14 protein-coding genes and 4 tRNA genes are annotated in these 17,903 nt (G+C 64.2%); 15 read left to right on the top strand and 3 right to left on the bottom strand.

What is annotated here, in order from left to right:
• Nucleotides 1–14: 14 nt before the first annotated feature.
• From ACOCG7_RS23225 to ACOCG7_RS23165, 13 genes are all read left to right on the top strand, one after another.
• The gene (locus ACOCG7_RS23225) at nt 15–749 is read left to right on the top strand and encodes a ribonuclease activity regulator RraA (protein WP_083083878.1); all 735 of its coding nucleotides are present in this window, start codon (nt 15–17) and stop codon (nt 747–749) included.
• A 156-nt stretch (nt 750–905) separates the two neighbouring features.
• Nucleotides 906–2,168 carry an MFS transporter gene (locus tag ACOCG7_RS23220; protein WP_374709859.1) on the top strand — a complete coding sequence of 421 codons (1,263 nt, stop codon included), beginning with the start codon at nt 906–908 and terminating at the stop codon, nt 2,166–2,168.
• A 95-nt stretch (nt 2,169–2,263) separates the two neighbouring features.
• Entirely contained in the window at nt 2,264–3,331 is a 1,068-nt protein-coding gene (locus ACOCG7_RS23215) for a LacI family DNA-binding transcriptional regulator (RefSeq protein WP_083083877.1), read from the top strand.
• Between the two features lie 260 nt (nt 3,332–3,591).
• A complete protein-coding gene (locus ACOCG7_RS23210; protein ID WP_083083876.1) occupies nt 3,592–4,740 on the top strand; it encodes a methyl-accepting chemotaxis protein in 1,149 nt (382 codons plus the stop codon).
• Between the two features lie 510 nt (nt 4,741–5,250).
• Nucleotides 5,251–6,885 (top strand): methyl-accepting chemotaxis protein, encoded by a 1,635-nt coding sequence (locus tag ACOCG7_RS23205; protein WP_083083875.1) that lies wholly within the window; start codon nt 5,251–5,253, stop codon nt 6,883–6,885.
• A gap of 258 nt (nt 6,886–7,143) precedes the next feature.
• Nucleotides 7,144–9,726, top strand: a complete 2,583-nt coding sequence (locus tag ACOCG7_RS23200; protein ID WP_083083874.1) for a 2-oxoglutarate dehydrogenase E1 component — start codon at nt 7,144–7,146, stop codon at nt 9,724–9,726.
• A 170-nt stretch (nt 9,727–9,896) separates the two neighbouring features.
• The gene (locus tag ACOCG7_RS23195) at nt 9,897–10,829 is read left to right on the top strand and encodes an SAM-dependent methyltransferase (protein ID WP_083083873.1); all 933 of its coding nucleotides are present in this window, start codon (nt 9,897–9,899) and stop codon (nt 10,827–10,829) included.
• An 87-nt stretch (nt 10,830–10,916) separates the two neighbouring features.
• A complete protein-coding gene (locus tag ACOCG7_RS23190) occupies nt 10,917–11,171 on the top strand; it encodes a hypothetical protein (RefSeq protein WP_083083872.1) in 255 nt (84 codons plus the stop codon).
• Nucleotides 11,172–11,518: 347 nt separating this feature from the next.
• Nucleotides 11,519–11,594 (top strand) — tRNA-Glu (locus ACOCG7_RS23185).
• A gap of 92 nt (nt 11,595–11,686) precedes the next feature.
• Nucleotides 11,687–11,763 (top strand) — tRNA-Asp (locus ACOCG7_RS23180).
• 61 nt (nt 11,764–11,824) lie between these two features.
• A tRNA-Glu gene (locus ACOCG7_RS23175) sits at nt 11,825–11,900 on the top strand.
• 46 nt (nt 11,901–11,946) lie between these two features.
• A tRNA-Asp gene (locus ACOCG7_RS23170) sits at nt 11,947–12,023 on the top strand.
• A gap of 139 nt (nt 12,024–12,162) precedes the next feature.
• Complete coding sequence (locus tag ACOCG7_RS23165; protein ID WP_083083871.1) at nt 12,163–12,627, top strand: GNAT family N-acetyltransferase; 465 nt, start codon at nt 12,163–12,165, stop codon at nt 12,625–12,627.
• Nucleotides 12,628–12,650: 23 nt separating this feature from the next.
• On the opposite strand, the gene ACOCG7_RS23160 is transcribed toward ACOCG7_RS23165, so the two are convergent.
• On the bottom strand, nt 12,651–13,550 hold the full coding sequence (locus ACOCG7_RS23160; RefSeq protein WP_244744952.1) for an AraC family transcriptional regulator: 900 nt from the start codon (nt 13,548–13,550) through the stop codon (nt 12,651–12,653).
• Between the two features lie 206 nt (nt 13,551–13,756).
• Between ACOCG7_RS23160 and ACOCG7_RS23155 the strand changes: the two genes are divergently transcribed.
• Entirely contained in the window at nt 13,757–14,158 is a 402-nt protein-coding gene (locus ACOCG7_RS23155; RefSeq protein WP_073427950.1) for a gamma-glutamylcyclotransferase family protein, read from the top strand.
• 152 nt (nt 14,159–14,310) lie between these two features.
• On the opposite strand, the gene aceB is transcribed toward ACOCG7_RS23155, so the two are convergent.
• Together aceB and ACOCG7_RS23145 are read right to left on the bottom strand one after the other, a co-directional pair.
• Entirely contained in the window at nt 14,311–15,912 is a 1,602-nt protein-coding gene (aceB, locus tag ACOCG7_RS23150; protein WP_083083869.1) for a malate synthase A, read from the bottom strand.
• A gap of 96 nt (nt 15,913–16,008) precedes the next feature.
• The gene (locus tag ACOCG7_RS23145; protein ID WP_083083868.1) at nt 16,009–16,836 is read right to left on the bottom strand and encodes a (S)-2-haloacid dehalogenase; all 828 of its coding nucleotides are present in this window, start codon (nt 16,834–16,836) and stop codon (nt 16,009–16,011) included.
• Between the two features lie 147 nt (nt 16,837–16,983).
• Between ACOCG7_RS23145 and ACOCG7_RS23140 the strand changes: the two genes are divergently transcribed.
• Nucleotides 16,984–17,886: a LysR family transcriptional regulator gene (locus ACOCG7_RS23140; protein ID WP_073427953.1), complete on the top strand. Its 903-nt coding sequence runs from the start codon at nt 16,984–16,986 to the stop codon at nt 17,884–17,886.
• Nucleotides 17,887–17,903 lie beyond the last annotated feature (17 nt).

Here is a 17,903-nt window from a genome sequence, read left to right as displayed (position 1 = left end):
ACCAGAACCCTGTCATGACCGCATCCGAAATCAGCGTCAGCGACGCGACACTCGAACAACTCCGCCACGTCAGCACGGCGACGCTGACCACGCAACTCTTCAAGCGCGGGTTGCGCAATGTCTTTCTGCAAGGCGTCGCGCCGCTCGTCAAACCCGTGCCGGGCGCACCCAATGTCGTGGGCCCGGCGTTCACGCTGCGCAACATTCCGGCGCGCGAGGACCTCGATCACGTGGGCGTGTTCCAGGACCCGGACCATCCGCAGCGTAAAGCCGTCGAGACGGCGCCGCCTGGCAGCGTGCTGGTGCAGGACTGCCGCGGCGAGCGCGCGGTCGCATCGGTCGGCTCGATCCTCGCGCTGCGTCTCGCGAAACGCCGTGTGGCCGGCATGGTGTCGGACGGTCCCGTGCGCGACAGCGGCACGATCGCGGAACTGGGCTTGCCGATCTGGTGCGCCGGCGCGAGCGCGCCGCTGAATCTGGCGAAACACCATGCGGTCGATATGAACGTGCCGATCGCGTGCGGCGGCGTGCCGGTCTATCCGGGCGACATCGTCGTCGCCGATGTCGACGGCGTCGTGATCGTGCCGCGCGAGATGGCGGAAGAGGTCGCGCGCGACGCCGCCGAGCAGGAACAGCTCGAAGCGTTCATCACGCAGCGTATCGAGGAAGGCCGTCCGTTGCGCGGCACCTATCCGCCGAACGAGGAAACCCTGGCGGCTTACACGCAGTGGCGCGCACAAAAACAATAATGCGCTGAAGCGGTTTCGATCCATCGCACACCCACAGCTCGCGCATTCGACGCGAGCGCAGGAGACACCGTGACCATCACCACACCAGGTACGACACCAGCGACGCCCCCCGCGATCGACGAATCGCGTCTGATCAACCGCCTCGCCCTGCGCCTGATGCCGCTGCTCGGGCTGCTCTATCTGGTCGCCTACATCGACCGCTCGAATATCAGTTTCGCCAAACTGCAGATGCTCGGCAGCCTCGGTTTGTCCGAGGTCGCTTATGGGCTGGGCGCGTCGCTGTTCTTCATCGGCTATCTGATTTTCGAAGTGCCGAGCAACGTGCTGCTGCACAAGTACGGCGCGCCGCGCTGGATAGCGCGCATCATGTTCACGTGGGGCGTGGTCACGGTGCTGCTTGCTTTCACGCAGAACGCGACGACGTTCTACGTGCTGCGTTTCCTGCTCGGCGCATCGGAAGCGGGCTTGTATCCCGGCGTGATCTATTACCTGACCTTGTGGTTTCCGTCACGGCACCGCGTGCGCATGCTCGGCTATTTCACGCTCGGCAGCAGTCTCGGCAACATGCTCGGCGCGCCGATCTGCGGGTGGCTGCTCGACAAGGGCGGACTCGCCGGTCTGGAGGGCTGGCAACTGGTGTTCATCGTGACCGGGCTGCCGTCGATTCTGCTGACCGTCGTCGTGTTGTTCCTGCTGCCCGCGTCGCCGAAACAGGCGCGCTTCCTGTCCGCCGACGAGAAAAGCTGGCTCACGCACACGCTCGACGCCGAGCGCGCGCGGATTCAGTCCAGCGTCGGCGCGCATTCGTCGCTGCTGCGCGTGCTCACCGAGCCGCGCGTGATCGGCATGGCGCTCTACTACATGATGCTGTCGATGTCCGTCTACGGCGTGAGCTACTGGCTGCCGACGCTGGTGAAAGGCTTCGGCGTCAGCAATACGACGAACGGTTTGCTCAACATCGTTCCGTGGCTGATGGCGACGCTCGTGCTGGCGTGGCTGCCCTCGAAGCTGCGCGGCGGCAATCGCGCGCTCGTCGCGATGCTGGTGGCCGCCTTGCTCGGCGTCGCGTGTTTTCTCAGCGCCGTGTTTCTGCCGACCAACACGCTGCGTTTCATCGCGCTGTGTTTCGGTGCGCCGTGCATGTATTTGCTGCTGCCTTGTTTCTGGACGCTGCCGCCGAAGTTCCTCGTCGGCGCGCGTGCCGCGGCGGGCATTGCGGCGATTAATTCGCTCGGCAACATCGGCGGATTCATCGCGCAGAATCTGGTGCCGTGGGTCCGTCAAACCTCCGGCAGCGTGAAGGCGCCGATGCTGATTCCGGCGACCTGTCTGCTGATTTTCGCCACCGTCACGTTGCTGCTCCTGCGTCGCGAGCGGGGCGCTCGCGTCGCGTCGAGCCGCGTGCCGGTGACCGAATGAAGCGCCATTGGCGCGTGAACCGCGGGTGCTCCGGCCGCGCTCGTGACGAGGCCCGGACTACAATGAGCGCGATACGTTACTTCCCTGACTGAATCATGCCGAATGACGAGCCGAGCGCCGCCGCGAGCCCCGAGGCGCCGGAAGCGGCCACGCCCGCGAGGCGCATGCGCGGCGGCCCCAAAGGCTTGCGCATCACCGACGTCGCCGCGCTGGCGGGCGTCGCGCCGATCACGGTGTCGCGCGTATTCAATAGCCCCGAGACGGTCGCGCCGGAAACGCTCGAACGCGTGCGGCAAGTCGTGCAGAAGCTCGGCTATGTGCCCAATCGTCTCGCAGGCGGCCTGTCGTCGTCACGCTCGCGCTTGATCGCGGCGATCGTGCCGACCATCGCGCATTCGCTTTTCTCCGAAACGGTCCAGGTGTTCAGCGAGACCATGTCGCGCGCCGGTTATCAGGTGTTGCTGGCATTGAGCGGCTACAGCGATTCGAACGAAGAGACGCTGCTCGACGCGGTGCTGAGCCGCCGCCCGGAAGGCGTGCTGCTCACGGGCGTCGCGCACACGGAGTCCTTGCGTGAGCGCTTGCGCAACGTCGGCATGCCGATCGTCGAAACGTGGGACATGACCGCGACGCCGATCGACATGCTGGTGGGCTTTTCGCATCATCAGATCGGCGCGGCGGTGGCCGAGCATTTTCTGCGGCGCAAGGTGCGCGCGCCGGGTCTCGTGTCCGCGAACGACGACCGCGCGCTCGCGCGCCGCGACGGCTTTCGCGAGCGGCTCGCGCAGGCGGGCATCCGCGAGATCGCCGAGGTGCTCGTCGCGCCGCCGAGTTCGGTGGCCGTCGGCAAGGCCGCGTTGCCGACGCTGATCGGGCAGGCGCCCGCTCTCGACGCGGTGTTCTGCGGCTCCGACCTGCTCGCGATCGGCGTGCTCGGCGCGGCCAAACGCATGGGCCTCGCCGTGCCGTCGCAGTTGGCGATCTGCGGTTTCGGCGACCTCGAGTTCGCGACGGAAACGACGCCGCAACTGACCACCGTGCGCGTCGACGGCACGCGCATCGGCCTGAGCGCCGCGCGCTGCCTGCTGGACCGGCTGGCCGGCATCGACAAGGCGAGGGTGACCGACGTGGGTTTTCATCTCGTCGAGCGTGAGACGGGCTGATGCTGGGCCTGGTTAGTTAACGGATCGTTTATTTCCGGCCCGGAAAAACCCTTAAAAAACATGGCTGGAATCGCGTAAACCCCCTTAAAGCGCACCGCGCGAAAAGCCGTAAACACCGGCAGAGGCGACAGATATCGGACCGGATATCCAGGCCGCTCGCCATGCGGGCGCGCACGCCTCGTCGACATGAATCGTTCCGGCAGTCAGCCGGCGGGTTCATCGGTATGAATTCCAGAGGCAGCAGGCCAAGCGTGGTGACTATGATCAAACTTTCAAATTTCCGGTTGACGACCCGGATCACGGCCGGCTTCGCGGTCATGGTGGCGCTGGTGATCGCGGTGGGCACCGTCGCCATCTGGGCCATGCGCAGTTCGGTCGACGTTCACGCGTCGCCGGAATTGCACGCATGGATCGACAGGATGGTGTGGTCCGTGGGCGCCGCGTCGGCGGTCGCGGCGGCGATCGGCATCGTGCTGGGCTGGGCGATCCAGCGCAGCATCAAATTGCCGGTGGAGCGCGTCGTGGCGTCGGTCGGACGCATTGCCGGCGGTGATCTGGCGAGCAAGATCGAATCGCATGGCCGCGACGAAATCGCGTGGCTGAACTACGAGCTCAATCAGATGCGCAAGCAACTGCAGACGACCATCTCGAACGTGCGGCAGTCGGCGGAGATGGTCGCGCAGGCATCGAGCGAAATCGCGTCCGGCAACAACGACCTCAGCGTGCGCACCGAACAGCAGGCGATCAGCCTGCAGCGCACGTCGCATTCGATGGACTCGCTGACCAACACCGTCAAGCACAATGCCGACCACGCGCACGAGGCCAACCGCCTGGCGGCGAAGGCCAGCGACGTCGCGGTCAAGGGCGGCCAGGTGATGAACGAAGTCGTCACGACGATGAGCGAGATCAACGGCAGCGCGAGCAAGATCGTCGACATCATCGGCGTGATCGACAGCATCGCTTTTCAGACCAACATCCTCGCGCTGAACGCGGCGGTGGAAGCCGCCCGCGCGGGCGAGCAGGGACGAGGCTTCGCGGTGGTGGCGACCGAGGTGCGCGGACTCGCGCAGCGCAGCGCGGCAGCCGCCAAGGAAATCAAGGCGCTGATCAGCCAGTCGGTGACGAAAGTCGAAACCGGCGTGCGGCTGGTCGACGTGGCCGGCAGCACGATGGACGAAATTCTCAAAAGCGTCGAGCAGGTCACGCACATCATGGGCGAGATCAGCACGGCCAGCGCCGATCAACGCGCCGGCATCGAACAGGTTCACGAGGCTATCGCGCAGATCGACAGCGTCACCCAGCAGAACGCGGCGCTGGTGGAGCAGGCGTCCGCGGCGGCGGGCTCGTTGCAGGAACAGTCGCAGACGCTCGCGAACGCCGTGAAGATCTTCAATGTCGTGAAGCGTTGATGCGAGAGCGGGCGTCGTCATGCATCGAGGAACGGGAAACCGCCCAATGCGCAGCGCAATGCGGTTTCCGACGCCGATGGTGACTAGACGCGAATCGAAAATGCCGGGCGTCACCCGTCTTCGCCAAGAAAGCAAAACGTAATAAACAACCCGCGGGTGGCGCAGCACCCCGCGGTGTTCGTCTCCTGCCGGCCACGCCCATCTCGTCTCGTGGTCTCAGCCCCCGCCAGAAACGCCCCTCCCGCGACGCTTCGCAATTTTCGACGGTCGAGCACTCAAGATTCCCAAATCGTGGCCGACATATCGTATGAAGATTGGCGCGCGCCCGCGTACGCAAAGGTTTGCGAGGGCTCTACGTCTGCCAGGTTCAAGTGGCGATGGTCGTGAAGCGATGCGCCGCCTCGAGAAAGGCAGGCGCGCCGAGCGGTGTGCTTGCCCGACGCACAGCGCGCGGTCGCCCGCTTCACGACAGCTTTTTACTGCGGCGTTGATACACAGGAATTGCAAAACATGAAGATTTCCAACTTGCGAATCGGGGTTCGTCTCGGTTCCGCGTTCGCCCTGGTCGTGGCGCTATTGATCGGCACCGCCGTGGTGGGCATCCGCCACCTCGACTCCAGCAACGCGAAAATGGATCAGATCGTCAGCGAGCGCTATACGCTGATCGCGCTGAGCAACACGATCAAGGGTAACGGCTACAAGGCGAACGGGATTCTCAGCAATCTGCTGCTGGCCACGTCGCCCGATGAAGCGGCGAAGTACATGAGCGACTACACGGCGATCCGCAAGCTCAACGCGGACGCCTACGCGCAACTCGAAAAGCATCTGCTGAACGAGCAGAGCAAGGCGCTCTTCAAGGAGCAGTTCGATGCGCGCGCCGCGTACGGCGTGAGCGTCAGGAAATTCTTCGAACTGGTCAAGACGGATCAGCAGCAGGCGCGCGCGCTCTATCAGGGCGACATGGCGCGCTTGCAGGACAGCTACTACGTGCTGGTCGACAAGATGGTCGACTATCAGGCCGCGCAAATGGAGCGCGACGTCGCCGACGCCGTCGGCGAAGCGCACTACGCGAAGATCCAGATGATCGTGCTCGCCTTCTGCGCGGCATTGATCGCGATCGCCACCGGCCTGTTCATTACCCGCACCATCACGCGGCCGATCAATCGCGCGGTGAGTCTCGCGGAAGCGGTCGCGAGCGGCAACCTCACGCATCGTCTGGAAGTGGACACGACCGACGAAGTCGGCCGGCTGCTGACCGCGTTGAAACGCATGATCGAAAACCTGCATGGCATCGTCGCGCAGGTACGGCAGGGCACGGACACGATCACTCACGCATCGCGCGAGGTGGCGAGCGGCAACATGGACCTGTCGAGCCGCACCGAACACCAGGCGAGCTCGCTCGAAGAAACCGCGGCCGCGATGGAGCAGTTGACCTCCACGGTGAAACAGAACGCGGATAACGCGCGCGAAGCCAACCAGCTTGCGTCGAACGCGTCGATGGTCGCTTCGAGAGGCGGCGAGGCGGTCAATCAGGTCGTCAGCACGATGAACGCGATCAATGTCTCGTCGCGCAAGATCGTCGACATCATCGGCGTGATCGACGGCATCGCATTCCAGACCAACATTCTCGCGTTGAACGCGGCGGTGGAAGCCGCGCGCGCCGGCGAGCACGGCCGCGGCTTCGCGGTGGTGGCGAGCGAGGTGCGCGGTCTCGCGCAGCGCAGCGCGGTCGCCGCGAAGGAGATCAAGGAGCTGATCGCCGACTCCGTCAATCAGGTCGGCACCGGCGGCAAGATGGTCGAGGAAGCCGGGCAGATCATCGGCCAGGTGGTGCAGAGCATCAAGCACGTGACCGACATCGTCGCTGAAATCAGTTCGTCGAGCCAGGAGCAGAGCGAAGGCATCGAGCAGATCAACCAGGCCGTCACGCAGATGGACAAGGTCACGCAGGAAAACGCCGCGCTCGTCGAGCAAAGCGCCGCGGCGGCCCAGGCGCTGCAGGATCAGGCACGCCAGCTCACGGAAACGGTCAGCGCATTCACGCTGCACGGCGACGTGTCGCAGGAACAGCGCGGCAGCGTGCGCGAAACGCACGCGCGCCACGCCGGCGACATGAGCGCGCAAGGCGCCTGGGTGGCCGCCTAGCCGCCCCGCATCTATCGACCCAACAACAAGAGGTGAAGCAGCAAACGGACGGAGACACGAGCCTGCCGACAGGCCGGCTCGATGAAACAAAACGCGGCATGCAATGCAAGCCCGTACCGCATTGCGTTGCTTCCTGTCTCGCCGTCTGCCGCCAGATCGTGGCACATCGTCGTACTGCCGTTGCAGGGGCCACGCTCGCGCATCGGAATGCGGACTGCGAGATCCGATTGACGGTTTCTCCCCGGATGCCTAATCAACATGTCACACGCCTACTCCGAGCCGATTACCCTTTCTCGCCAGCCCTTTAGCGCACCTCTCGAGCCGGCTGCCCATGCGCCGACGACAGCGGGCTCCCTGCGGATCAAGCATTTCATCGAGGCGTACCGCCTGCATGGTCATCGTCAGGCGCAGCTCGACCCGCTGCATCTGACGCCGCTGCCCGAGGTGCCGCAGTTGCAGCCGCAGTTTCACGGCCTCGAGCCGACGCAGCAGATCGCCGCCGATAACGCATTGCTGCCGCCATCGGCCACCGTGCACGAACTGGAACGGCAACTGCGGCACGTCTACTGCGGGGCGATCGGGCTCGACGTGACGGGCATCCGCGACGAGGCGCCGCGCGCCTGGTTATGCGCGCGCCTGAAGTCCGCGCAACTCGCGCCGCTGCCGGCCCACGATCAGCGGCACAAGGTGTTGCAGCGCCTGCTGGCCGCGGAAATGTGGGAGCGCCACGTCGCCGCGCGTTTCGAGCATGCCAAGCGTTTTTCGCTGGAAGGTTGCGAGAGCCTGATACCGCTGATCGAAGCCATCGTCGAGCAGGCCGGCCAGCATGGCGTGCGGCAGATTTTCGCCGGCATGCCGCATCGCGGCCGGCTGAACATGCTCGTCAACGTGATGGGTTTCGATCCCGCGCAAATCGTGGACTGTCTCGACCAGCAATCGCGGTTCTCGGCGCTTCAGCGCGACCTGCCGTATCACTTCGGCGGCGCGGTGGCGAAGGAGACGCCGGACGGCGACGTGGCGCTCGTGCTTGCGCACAATCCCTCGCATCTGCAGAGTGTTCATCCCGTGGTCAGCGGCATGGCGCGCGCTTACCAGGACGAGCATCCCGACATCCGCTGCCTGCCTCTCGTCATGCACGGCGACGCGGCGTTCGCCGGCCAGGGCATCGTGATGGAGACGCTCAACCTCACGCGCAAGGAGGGCTATGCGCTGGGCGGCACGATCCACGTGATCGTGAACAATCAGATCGGCTTCACGACGCCGAACCGGATGGACGTCGAAGCGAATGCGTACTGCACCGACATCGCGCGGATGATCGACGCGCCCGTGATCCGCGTCAACGCGGATCACCCCGACGCGGTCGTGCGGGCCGCGAAAATCGCCTTCGAATACCGGATGAAATACGGCGCGGATGTCGTCATCGATCTGATCGGCTACCGGCGTCTCGGTCACTCGGAGCATGACGTGCCCGCCATCACGCAGCCGTTTCAGCAAGCGACGATCGCCTCGCACCCGACGGTCACCGAGATGTATCACGCGGCGCTCGCGGACGAGACGCCGCTTGCGGAATTGCGCGCCCAGGCGCTGAGGAACCTGCAAACGCGTGCCAAGCCCACGCCGACGCCGACGCCACACCGCGCGGTCACGGCAAGGCCCGGCCGGCCGTTGTCGCTCGCGCGCTTGCAGTCGCTCACGGCGGCGCTGACGCGCACGCCGGCGGGCTTGCAGGTGCACGATTTCGTCCGCGGCCTGATCGCGAAATGGCAGGCGGCGGTGGCCGACGAACGCCAAACGATCGACTGGTGTTTCGCCGAGAATCTCGCCTATGCGAGCCTGCTCGACGACGGCGGCAGCGTGCGGATTTCGGGCATGGACGTTGGCCGCGGCACGTTCATGCATCGGCATGCCGTATGGCATTCGCAGACCGATACGGCGGATCCCGGCGAGCGCTACGTGCCGCTGCAAAACATCGGGGCGCATCAAGGGGACTTCGACATCGTCAACTCGCCGCTCACCGAGGAAGCCGTGCTCGGCTTCGAATACGGCTACAGCGTGCAGTCGACGACACGGCTCACGATCTGGGAAGCGCAGTTCGGCGACTTCGTGAACGGCGCGCAGGTCTTCATCGATCAGTACATCGCGGCGGGCCATGACAAATGGGGCTATCCGTCCGCGCTGACGCTGCTCTTGCCGCACGGTCACGAAGGCTTCGGCCCCGAGCATTCGAGCGCCTACCTCGGGCGTTTCCTGCAACTGTGCGCCGACGGCAACATGAAGGTCGTGATGCCTTCCACGTCGTCGCAGTGGTTTCACATGCTGCGCGAGCAGGCGCTGAGCGACGATCCCAAACCGCTCGTCGTGATGTCGCCGAAAGGGCAACTGCACGGCAATCCGCGTTCGCACGCCGCGCTGGACGAATTGATCGGCGGCTCGTTCGCGCCGTTGCTGAGCGATGCCGGGATCGCGTCGGCGGATGCGGTGAGCCGCGTCGTACTGTGCAGCGGCAAGTTCTTTTACGACTTGCAGGCCGCGCGCGACGCGTCCGGCGATACGCGCACGGCGCTGATCCGCATCGAACAGTTGTATCCGTTCCCGACGCGGGAACTCGCGGATGCGCTGGCCGGATTCCCGAACGTCGCGGAAGTGGTCTGGGCCCAGGAAGAGGAAAAGAACCACGGCGCGTGGCACTTCGTGCGGGACGAGATCGACGAAGCGATGCCGGCGCGTTGCCGGCTCGGCAATGTATGCAGGAACGCGACGGCATCGGGCGCGCATTCGTCGATGCAGGCGCATTTGCAGGAGCAGCAGCGGTTGGTGGCGCAGGCTTTGGCGCGCACGTAGCGATTCGTCGGCAGGGCGGGGCGGCGGCGTGGCGGTGGCTTGCGCGCGCCGCTGCCGCGCTCGCTTCGAGAAGGCTTCTTGCGATCGGGAACGCGGCGTTACGCGTTGGTCCGAGCTGGATAAGCGGGCTATGATCACGCTTCCATTTCACCAACCCATCGACATTCCTGATGAATGATTCCGATCGACTGATTTCGCATGTTTCGCACGATAGCCGTCCCGACCTCTCGCACGAACACACCGTCGAGACCACCAAAGCGCGGCTGCGCGCCGGCGCCGATCTTCCTGGCGCGACGATCGAGCAGCAGGTCGCGCTCGTCGATCAGTTGTCCGCGTTCGAGCTTGGCCGCTTCCTGCTCGCCAATCGCGGACTCGATGCGTACTGGACGCACCGCCTCGTGACCTATGAGCCGGGCACCTTGCAGCGTGGCGCGGTGTCCGAACTCGAATATCGGGTCTTCGAGGAGATGCCGGCCGTGCTTGCCACGCGCGAGCGCTTCGGGCTGTTTCGTCGCGAAGTGCAGGCGCGGCTCAAGCCCGGTTTCGTGCTTGCATCGGTGCCGTGCGGATTGATGGGCGATTTGCTGCTGCTCGATTACACCGCGTGTGCCGATGTCAGGCTGGTCGGCGTCGATCTCGATCAGCGGGCTCTGGACGGCGCGCGTGCGCTCGCGGCCGAGCGTGGGTTGACTGAGCGGCTGTCGCTTCGCCAGGCCGACGCATGGGCGATGGATCTGAATGCCGAGGCGGACGTGCTGACGAGCAACGGCCTCAATATCTACGAGCCCGACGATGAGCGCGTGGTCGCGCTCTATCGCAAGTTCCTCGATGCGTTGAAACCGGGCGGGCAATTGGTGACGAGCTTTCTGACGCCGCCGCCGGTGCTGTCGCCCGAATCGCCGTGGGATATGAGCGCGGTGTCCACGGCTGCGCTCGCGCTTCAGCATGTGCTGTTCGTGCGGGTGATAGAGGCGAAGTGGAGTGCTTTCCGTACCCACGCGCAAACGCGCGAGCAACTCGAGCGCGCGGGTTTTACGGACATCACGTTCGTCGACGATCGTGCCCGCATGTTTCCGACTGTCGTGGCGCGCAAGCCGGACTGAAAGATGTCGGCGTCGGGGTAGTCGAAACTAGCGGGCCCGCGCGTTGCTGACCTATGTGTTGGCACATGATCTGACGGAGGCCGAGCGATGAACCCCGACGACGATCTGGACAGCGACGATCTCGACGACGAGCTTGATCGGACCGGCGAAGTCGTCAACAGAAGCAACGGCAAGACCGGCACCAACACCGAGGCGGAGCCCGATCGCGGCAAGGCGCGCACATCGAGTCCCAATGCGCAACTGCGTCGCGAGAACGTCGCAGCCGATGAGCCCGGCCGACGCGATTCGGATCCGCGGCAAGCAGGAATTCGCAAGGGCAGCGGGCCTGCGCGCCCGTCATAGACGATATCGTTCGCGCCGCCGCCGCGCTGTTGCAGTGACAAGGCAGTGACACAGCAGTGAGGCAGCGCAGTGATAGAAAATTCTTGCGCGCTGCGAAGAGGCGTGCGTATAATTTCGTTCTTCGCTGCTGGGCGCTTCGGCGCAGGTTCAAGAAGCTGTTTTATGAGCCAGATATGCTGAAGCCGGGTAGCCAGGTGAAGTCGTTCTGAAGCTTGGAACTTGTAGCAAAAAAGACTTCACAAACAGTTGCGACGTAGTTAAAATAGCGGACTTCGCAGTTGATGAAACGAATAACTAGCAAGTTATCGTGAGTTGGCAGCGAGTCAGACATGATTTGAAAAGATTATGTCCCCTTCGTCTAGAGGCCTAGGACATCACCCTTTCACGGTGAGTACAGGGGTTCGAATCCCCTAGGGGACGCCAAACATCAGCGTCGCTTTAGTGTTCGAAGTAACAGTAAAGCAATGCGGCTTGCAGAGAAATAACCGACGCTCGCAAGCTAGGGTGTAAAGACTGGAGTGGTAGTTCAGTCGGTTAGAATACCGGCCTGTCACGCCGGGGGTCGCGGGTTCGAGTCCCGTCCACTCCGCCAGACAAAGCCCGTTCATGCAAACTTGAACGGGCTTTTTCATTAAAGGTGTAAGCAGTACGTTGTCCCCTTCGTCTAGAGGCCTAGGACATCACCCTTTCACGGTGAGTACAGGGGTTCGAATCCCCTAGGGGACGCCAAGTCATCGGCGTCGTTCGGTTGAAAATCTGAACGGTGCGGAAATCTGGAGCGGTAGTTCAGTTGGTTAGAATACCGGCCTGTCACGCCGGGGGTCGCGGGTTCGAGTCCCGTCCGCTCCGCCAGATTCAGGAAAGCCCACTTCGCAAGAAGTGGGCTTTTTTTATTTCCGCTGCCTGGCCTGGGTATGCTCGGGACAAACAGCCATTGCCAGCGCGCGCGGCCTGTTTTACCGTTGACCCGACTCCTCTTCGTCGTTCCGCCATGTTCGATCCCACCGAAGCTCCGTCGCCGTTTCATTTGCGCCAGGCCAGCATGGACGATTTCGAGTTCGCCGAGGCGCTGACGCGCAACAACATGGGCGGCTACTATCGCCGTCATCATCTTGTCTGGCGTGGCGATCTGTTTCTGGGCAGTTGGCGCGAATCGGAGAATTTCATTCTCGAAGTGGACGGTACGCCGATCGGCGTGCTGCGTATCACGCAAGAAGGCGATTCGCTGCATATCCGCGACGTGCAGATCGCCGAAGGGCATCGGCGGCTCGGTGCCGGCACCTATCTGCTCGATATGTCACATCAATGGGCGCGCGAGCGAGGCTTGCGCGAGTTGCAGCTGCGCGTGTTCGTCGACAATCCCGCTGCGCGGCTCTATCAGCGCAAGGGCTACAAGCTGACCGGCCCGCGTCTCGCGCAACTCGGCGCCATCCGTCATCTGGCGCGGCGGGTTTAAGGCAGATGATTCGACGCCTGTGCTCAGCGGGCGAAACCGTTTGACGCATCCGCGCGGTCTTGCGCGGCCTCGTCGTCTTCTTCCGTTTCGTCGTGCTCGCCATTTTTCAAGCGATGTTCCGAGCCACGCTCGATGAACGCGCGCGGACTCGCGCCGAACGCGCGCCGGAACATCGCCGAAAACGCGCTTTGGCTTTGATAGCCCAACTCCAGCGCGACATGCGAGAGCGGCCGCCCCTGGCTCAGCAGCGGAATCGCCCGCGCCAGGATCGCCTGCTGACGCCACTGCGAAAAGCTCACGCCGAGTTCCTGGCGAAACAGCCGCGCGATCGTGCGCGTACTCGCGCCCACGCTGGACGCCCAATACTCGAGCGATTCGCCGTGAGTCGGGTCTGCGATCACCGCCTCGCACAGCGCACGCAGACGCTTTTCGTTGGGCATCGGCACGGAAAGCGGCAGCGGCTCCGAACGCGTTAGCTCGTCCAGAGCGAGGGCGCCGAGCAACTGCTCGCGCGTTGCCGAAATATCGGGCGCGTCGAGCGCGGCAATCACTTCACGCAGCAGATTCGACACTTCCACCACGCGCGGCGTGTCGAGCCCGGCGGGCACCGTGCTGTCGGTGATGTAGAGCGTGCGCAAGAAGGCGTCTTCGACGGCGACGACTTCATGGGTCACGTGCGGCGGCACCCAGATGGCCCGCGAGGGCGGCACCATCCATGTCGTGCCGGTCGTCGCGACCCGCAGCACGCCGCGCGACGCATAGGCCACCTGCGCCCACGCATGCGTATGACGCGCGAAGAGCGAGCCCGCGGGCATCAGCCGCGAGCGCACGCGGATCGGATGCGTTGGCGTCGGCTGGAATTCGGGCGGAATGTCGGCGAAGTGCACGAGGCTCGACGGACCGGAGTCGGCGGACGAAGTCATGACAAAGATCGATCCAGATGACGAAACTCAAGAAGCGCGAAATCAGCAAGCGCGACACCCATCGAAGCGTGAGCGAATGCAAACCCGGAACCGTGCGAGCTTCTCATTGTAGGTGTTGCTCGCGGCCCGCCGTTGCATAATGTGCCGATTGCATGGGTCGCCGCCCAACGCAAACCACCCGAACCATTCAAGGAGAGCACACGACGATGCAGACTGTCTTCGTATACGGCACGTTGCGGGCCGGTGAGGTGAACGACATCCGCGCCGCCGCCGCGCGTAACGACATTGCCGAGCCGAATCTGCTCGGCAGCGCCACGGTCCGTGGCCATCTGTTCGACTTTGGTTTGTATCCCGGCCTCGTCGTCGACGAAGCGGGCGTGGAGGTCAAGGGCGACGTCTACGAAATCGACGATGAGCTCATCGCCGTGCTCGACGAAATCGAAGCGGTCTATCCCGGTGTGGAAGAGCGTTTCGTCGCGCGCGACGTGATGGTGAAAGTGGACGGCAATGTGGTGAACTGCCGCTTCTATCCGGTCGCGCCCAATGCGGTGAAGGGGCTTCCCGAAATCAGATCGGGTGATTGGGTCGAGTACCGCAACACGCGATAGCGCGGGCGCACGACGCGTGCATGGCAAGTTAAAAAACGGCCCGACAGGCATGCGCCTGGCGGGCCGTCGGCGGGTCGGTCTCACGGCTCAAGCCGCTTTCATGTCGTACCCGATGGCGAAAGCGGGCTTACTGCCGAAGTTCGAGAACCGCCTCAAATTTCCTCGTACAGCGGCAGCGTCAGGAAGTCGGTGAACTGCTCCGACGTCGACATCTGCTCGAAGATCTGCGCGGCGCGTTCATAGGGCTTCGTGTCGCCGCCCACCGCCTGCTTCACCTTGTCGAGCTCCTCAGCCGACAGCTCACGCACCAGTTCGACCGTCACGTTGCGGCCGTCGTCGAGCTTGCCCTTCGGCGAGCGAATCCATTGCCATACCTGCGAGCGCGAGATTTCCGCGGTGGCGGCGTCTTCCATCAGATTGTGAATCGGCACGCAGCCATTGCCCGCGAGCCACGAGCCCAGGTAGTGAATACCGACATTGATGTTGTTGCGCAGACCGCCTTCGGTGATCGGCGCTTCGGGACGGAAGTCCATCAGGTCGGTCGCCGTGACGAGCACGTCGTCGCGTTGCTTGCCGATCTGATTGGGCTTGTCGCCGAGCACCTTGACGAATTCCTCCATCGCGATCGGCACGAGACCCGGATGCGCGACCCAGCCGCCGTCGTAACCGTCGCCGGCGTCGCGCGCCTTGTCGGAGCGCACGCCGGCCATGGCCTTGTCGTTCGCCGCCGGATCGTTCTTGATCGGGATCAGCGCGCTCATGCCGCCGATGGCCGGCGCATTGCGGCGATGGCAGGTCTTCAGCAACAGCAGCGCATACGCGCGCATGAACGGCGCGGTCATCGTGATCCGCGAGCGGTCGGCGAGGCAGAAGTCCTTGTCGCTTCTGAACTTCTTGATCGCCGAGAAGATGTAGTCCCAGCGCCCGGCGTTCAGCCCCGAGCTATGCTCGCGCAGTTCGTACAGGATCTCGTCCATTTCGAACGCGGCGAGGATCGTTTCGATCAGCACGGTCGCGCGGATCGTGCCGCGCGGCACGCCGACCGCTTCCTGCGCCGCGACGAAGATGTCGTTCCACAGACGCGCTTCCAGATGGCTTTCCATCTTCGGCAGATAGAAGTAGGGGCCGGAGCCGCGCGCGATCAGTTCCTTCGCGTTGTGCACCATGAACAGCGCGAAATCGAAGATGCCGCCCGACACGCGCTTGCCGTCCACCTTCACGTGCTTCTCGTGCAGATGCCAGCCGCGCGGACGCACGATCAACGTGGCGACCTTGTCGTTCAGCCTGTATGACTTGCCGTTCTGTTCGAGCGAGATCGTGCGGCGCACCGCATCCCGCAGATTGATGTGACCGGTGATCTGGTTATCCCAGCTCGGCGCATTCGAATCCTCGAAATCGGTCATGTATGAATCGGCGCCCGAGTTCAGCGCGTTGATGATCATCTTGCGCTCCACCGGCCCGGTGATTTCCACGCGCCGGCATTGCAGGTCTTGCGGCAGCGGCGCGATGGTCCAGTCGCCGTCGCGCACGCTTCGGGTTTCGGCGAGGAAGTCCGGACGCTCGCCGGCGTCGAGCCGCTTGGTGCGCTCCGCGCGCGCCTGCAACAACTGCTGGCGGCGCGGTTCGAACGTGCGATGCAGCGCGGCGACGAGTTCGAGCGCCTCGCGCGTGAGAATCGCTTCATAGCCCGGCTTGATTTCAGCCGTGATTTCCATGCCCTGGGGCAGCGACAACGATGACAGCGGATTCGCCATGATTTCTCCTTGGTCGGTCAGATTGCAAAAATGCGGATGTTCAGATGCGGTTGCGTGCGTTTGAAATGCGGGTGTCGTGGGTCCGGGTGGCGCCCGTCATGCGCCAGGGCCGTGGCGCGTGCGGGTGCCGGGGTTGCCACTGCCGCTCGTGCGAGCGGGCGGCGCGAGCGTCGCCAGAAAAGCGAGCAGATCGTTCATGCCCGCGCCGACGCCATGCGGCGTGACGCCCAACTCCTCAGCGGGCGCGTTCTGGCGGTTGAGCCAGAACGCGGTGAAGCCGAACCACGCCGCGCCCGCCACGTCCCACCCGTTCGACGATACGAAGACGATCTCGCGCGGCTGCGCGCCGAACGCTTGCGTGGCAAGGCCATAAGCGGCGGGCGAGGGTTTGTAGGCGCGCACGGCGTCGACGGAAAGAACGTGATCGAACAAGCCCGTCATGCCGGCGCTCTTCAACGCGATGTCGAGCATTTGCGGGTTGCCGTTCGAAAGGATCGCGAGCCCGGCGCGTGAGCCGGCTTGCGCGCCCGGGGTCGGCGGCGATACGGATGCCGAAGCCGCGTCGCGCAACTGACGCAACGCGGGCATCGCATCGGGGAAGGCGGACAGGCACGCGTATTCGTCCATCAGACGCTTTTCGGCCGCGCGCCCCAGCGTGAGCTGAAGCTTGCGCGCGGAAAAGCGCAACGCATCGAGCGTGATGTCCCAGAACGGCCGGTAGTGCGCACCGGGTGCGTCGGCCGGAGCGGCCAGCGTGCGCAACTGCGTGTATTCGATCTGCTTTTGTCGCCACAACTGCGAAAGCGCGTCGCCGTGGCCGGGGAATAGTTGCTCCGCGGCGGCGATCACCGAATGCACGTCGAAAAGCGTGCCGTAGGCGTCGAAAATCACTGCTTTTGGGGAGAGTGTCGTTGTGGCCGACATTGCCGTGCACTCCTGTCAGAGGTCGAGACGGATTGTATTAGTGATGCTCCGCGCTAAGAAAGAGGCGGAATATCGCTTGATCTTTTACTTTCACCCACCTAATCTCACGCGCATCGACCACTTTCCACACCGCTGCACCCAGCCCTCATGGACCGTTTCAAGCAGATCGAAACTTTCGCCGCCGTCGCGGCCAAGGGCAGCCTCTCCGCCGCGGCGTCGGCCGAAGGCGTCGCGCCGGCGATCATCGGCCGCCGCATCGACGCGCTCGAAGAGCGCCTCGGCGTCAAATTGCTGGTGCGCACCACCCGCAAGATCACGCTGACCTTCGAAGGCTCCGCCTTTCTCGAGGACTGCCAGCGCATCATTCACGATATGCAGAACGCCGAGGCGAGCGTGTCGGCGGGCGGGGTGAAGGCGAGCGGCCATTTGCGGCTGTCGGCGCCGGCCGGGTTCGGGCGCAAGCACGTGGCGCCGCTGGTGCCGGCTTTCACCGTCGCGCATCCCGACGTCTCGATCACGCTCGATCTCTCCGACCGGCTGGTGGATCTCGTCAACGAGGGCTTCGATTGCGCGGTGCGTCTGGGCGAATTGCCGGATTCGTCGCTGGTGTCGCTCAAGTTGGGTGAAAACCGCCGCGTCTGTGTGGCTTCGCCGTCGTATCTGAGCCGGCGCGGCGCGCCGCACACACTGGCCGATCTCGCGCATCACAACTGTCTCGCGCTCGGCGCGAGCGCCAATCAGCAGCGCGGCTGGATGTTCCAGCAGGGCGACAAGGTGGTGTCGATCAAGGTGTCCGGCACGATGGAATGCTCGGACGGCGCGGTGCTGCACGACTGGTGCCTCGAAGGCCATGGGCTCGCGTGGCGTTCGTGGTGGGAGGTCGGCACGGACATCGCCGCCGGGCGCCTCGTGAGCGTGCTCGACGAATTCGCCGCCCCGCCGATCGGCATCCACGCCGTGTTTCCGCAGCGTCGCCATCTGCCGCTGCGGGTCCGGCTGTTTCTGGATTTTCTCAAGCATACATACGGCCATCCCGATTACTGGGGCTGACGCCGGGCGGCGTGTCG

The sequence above is a fragment of the Paraburkholderia sp. DD10 genome, from assembly GCF_049177125.1.
Classification (GTDB): domain Bacteria; phylum Pseudomonadota; class Gammaproteobacteria; order Burkholderiales; family Burkholderiaceae; genus Paraburkholderia; species Paraburkholderia terricola.
Note: the sequence above shows the minus strand (reverse complement) of the source record. Positions and strands in the feature narration are given on the sequence as shown.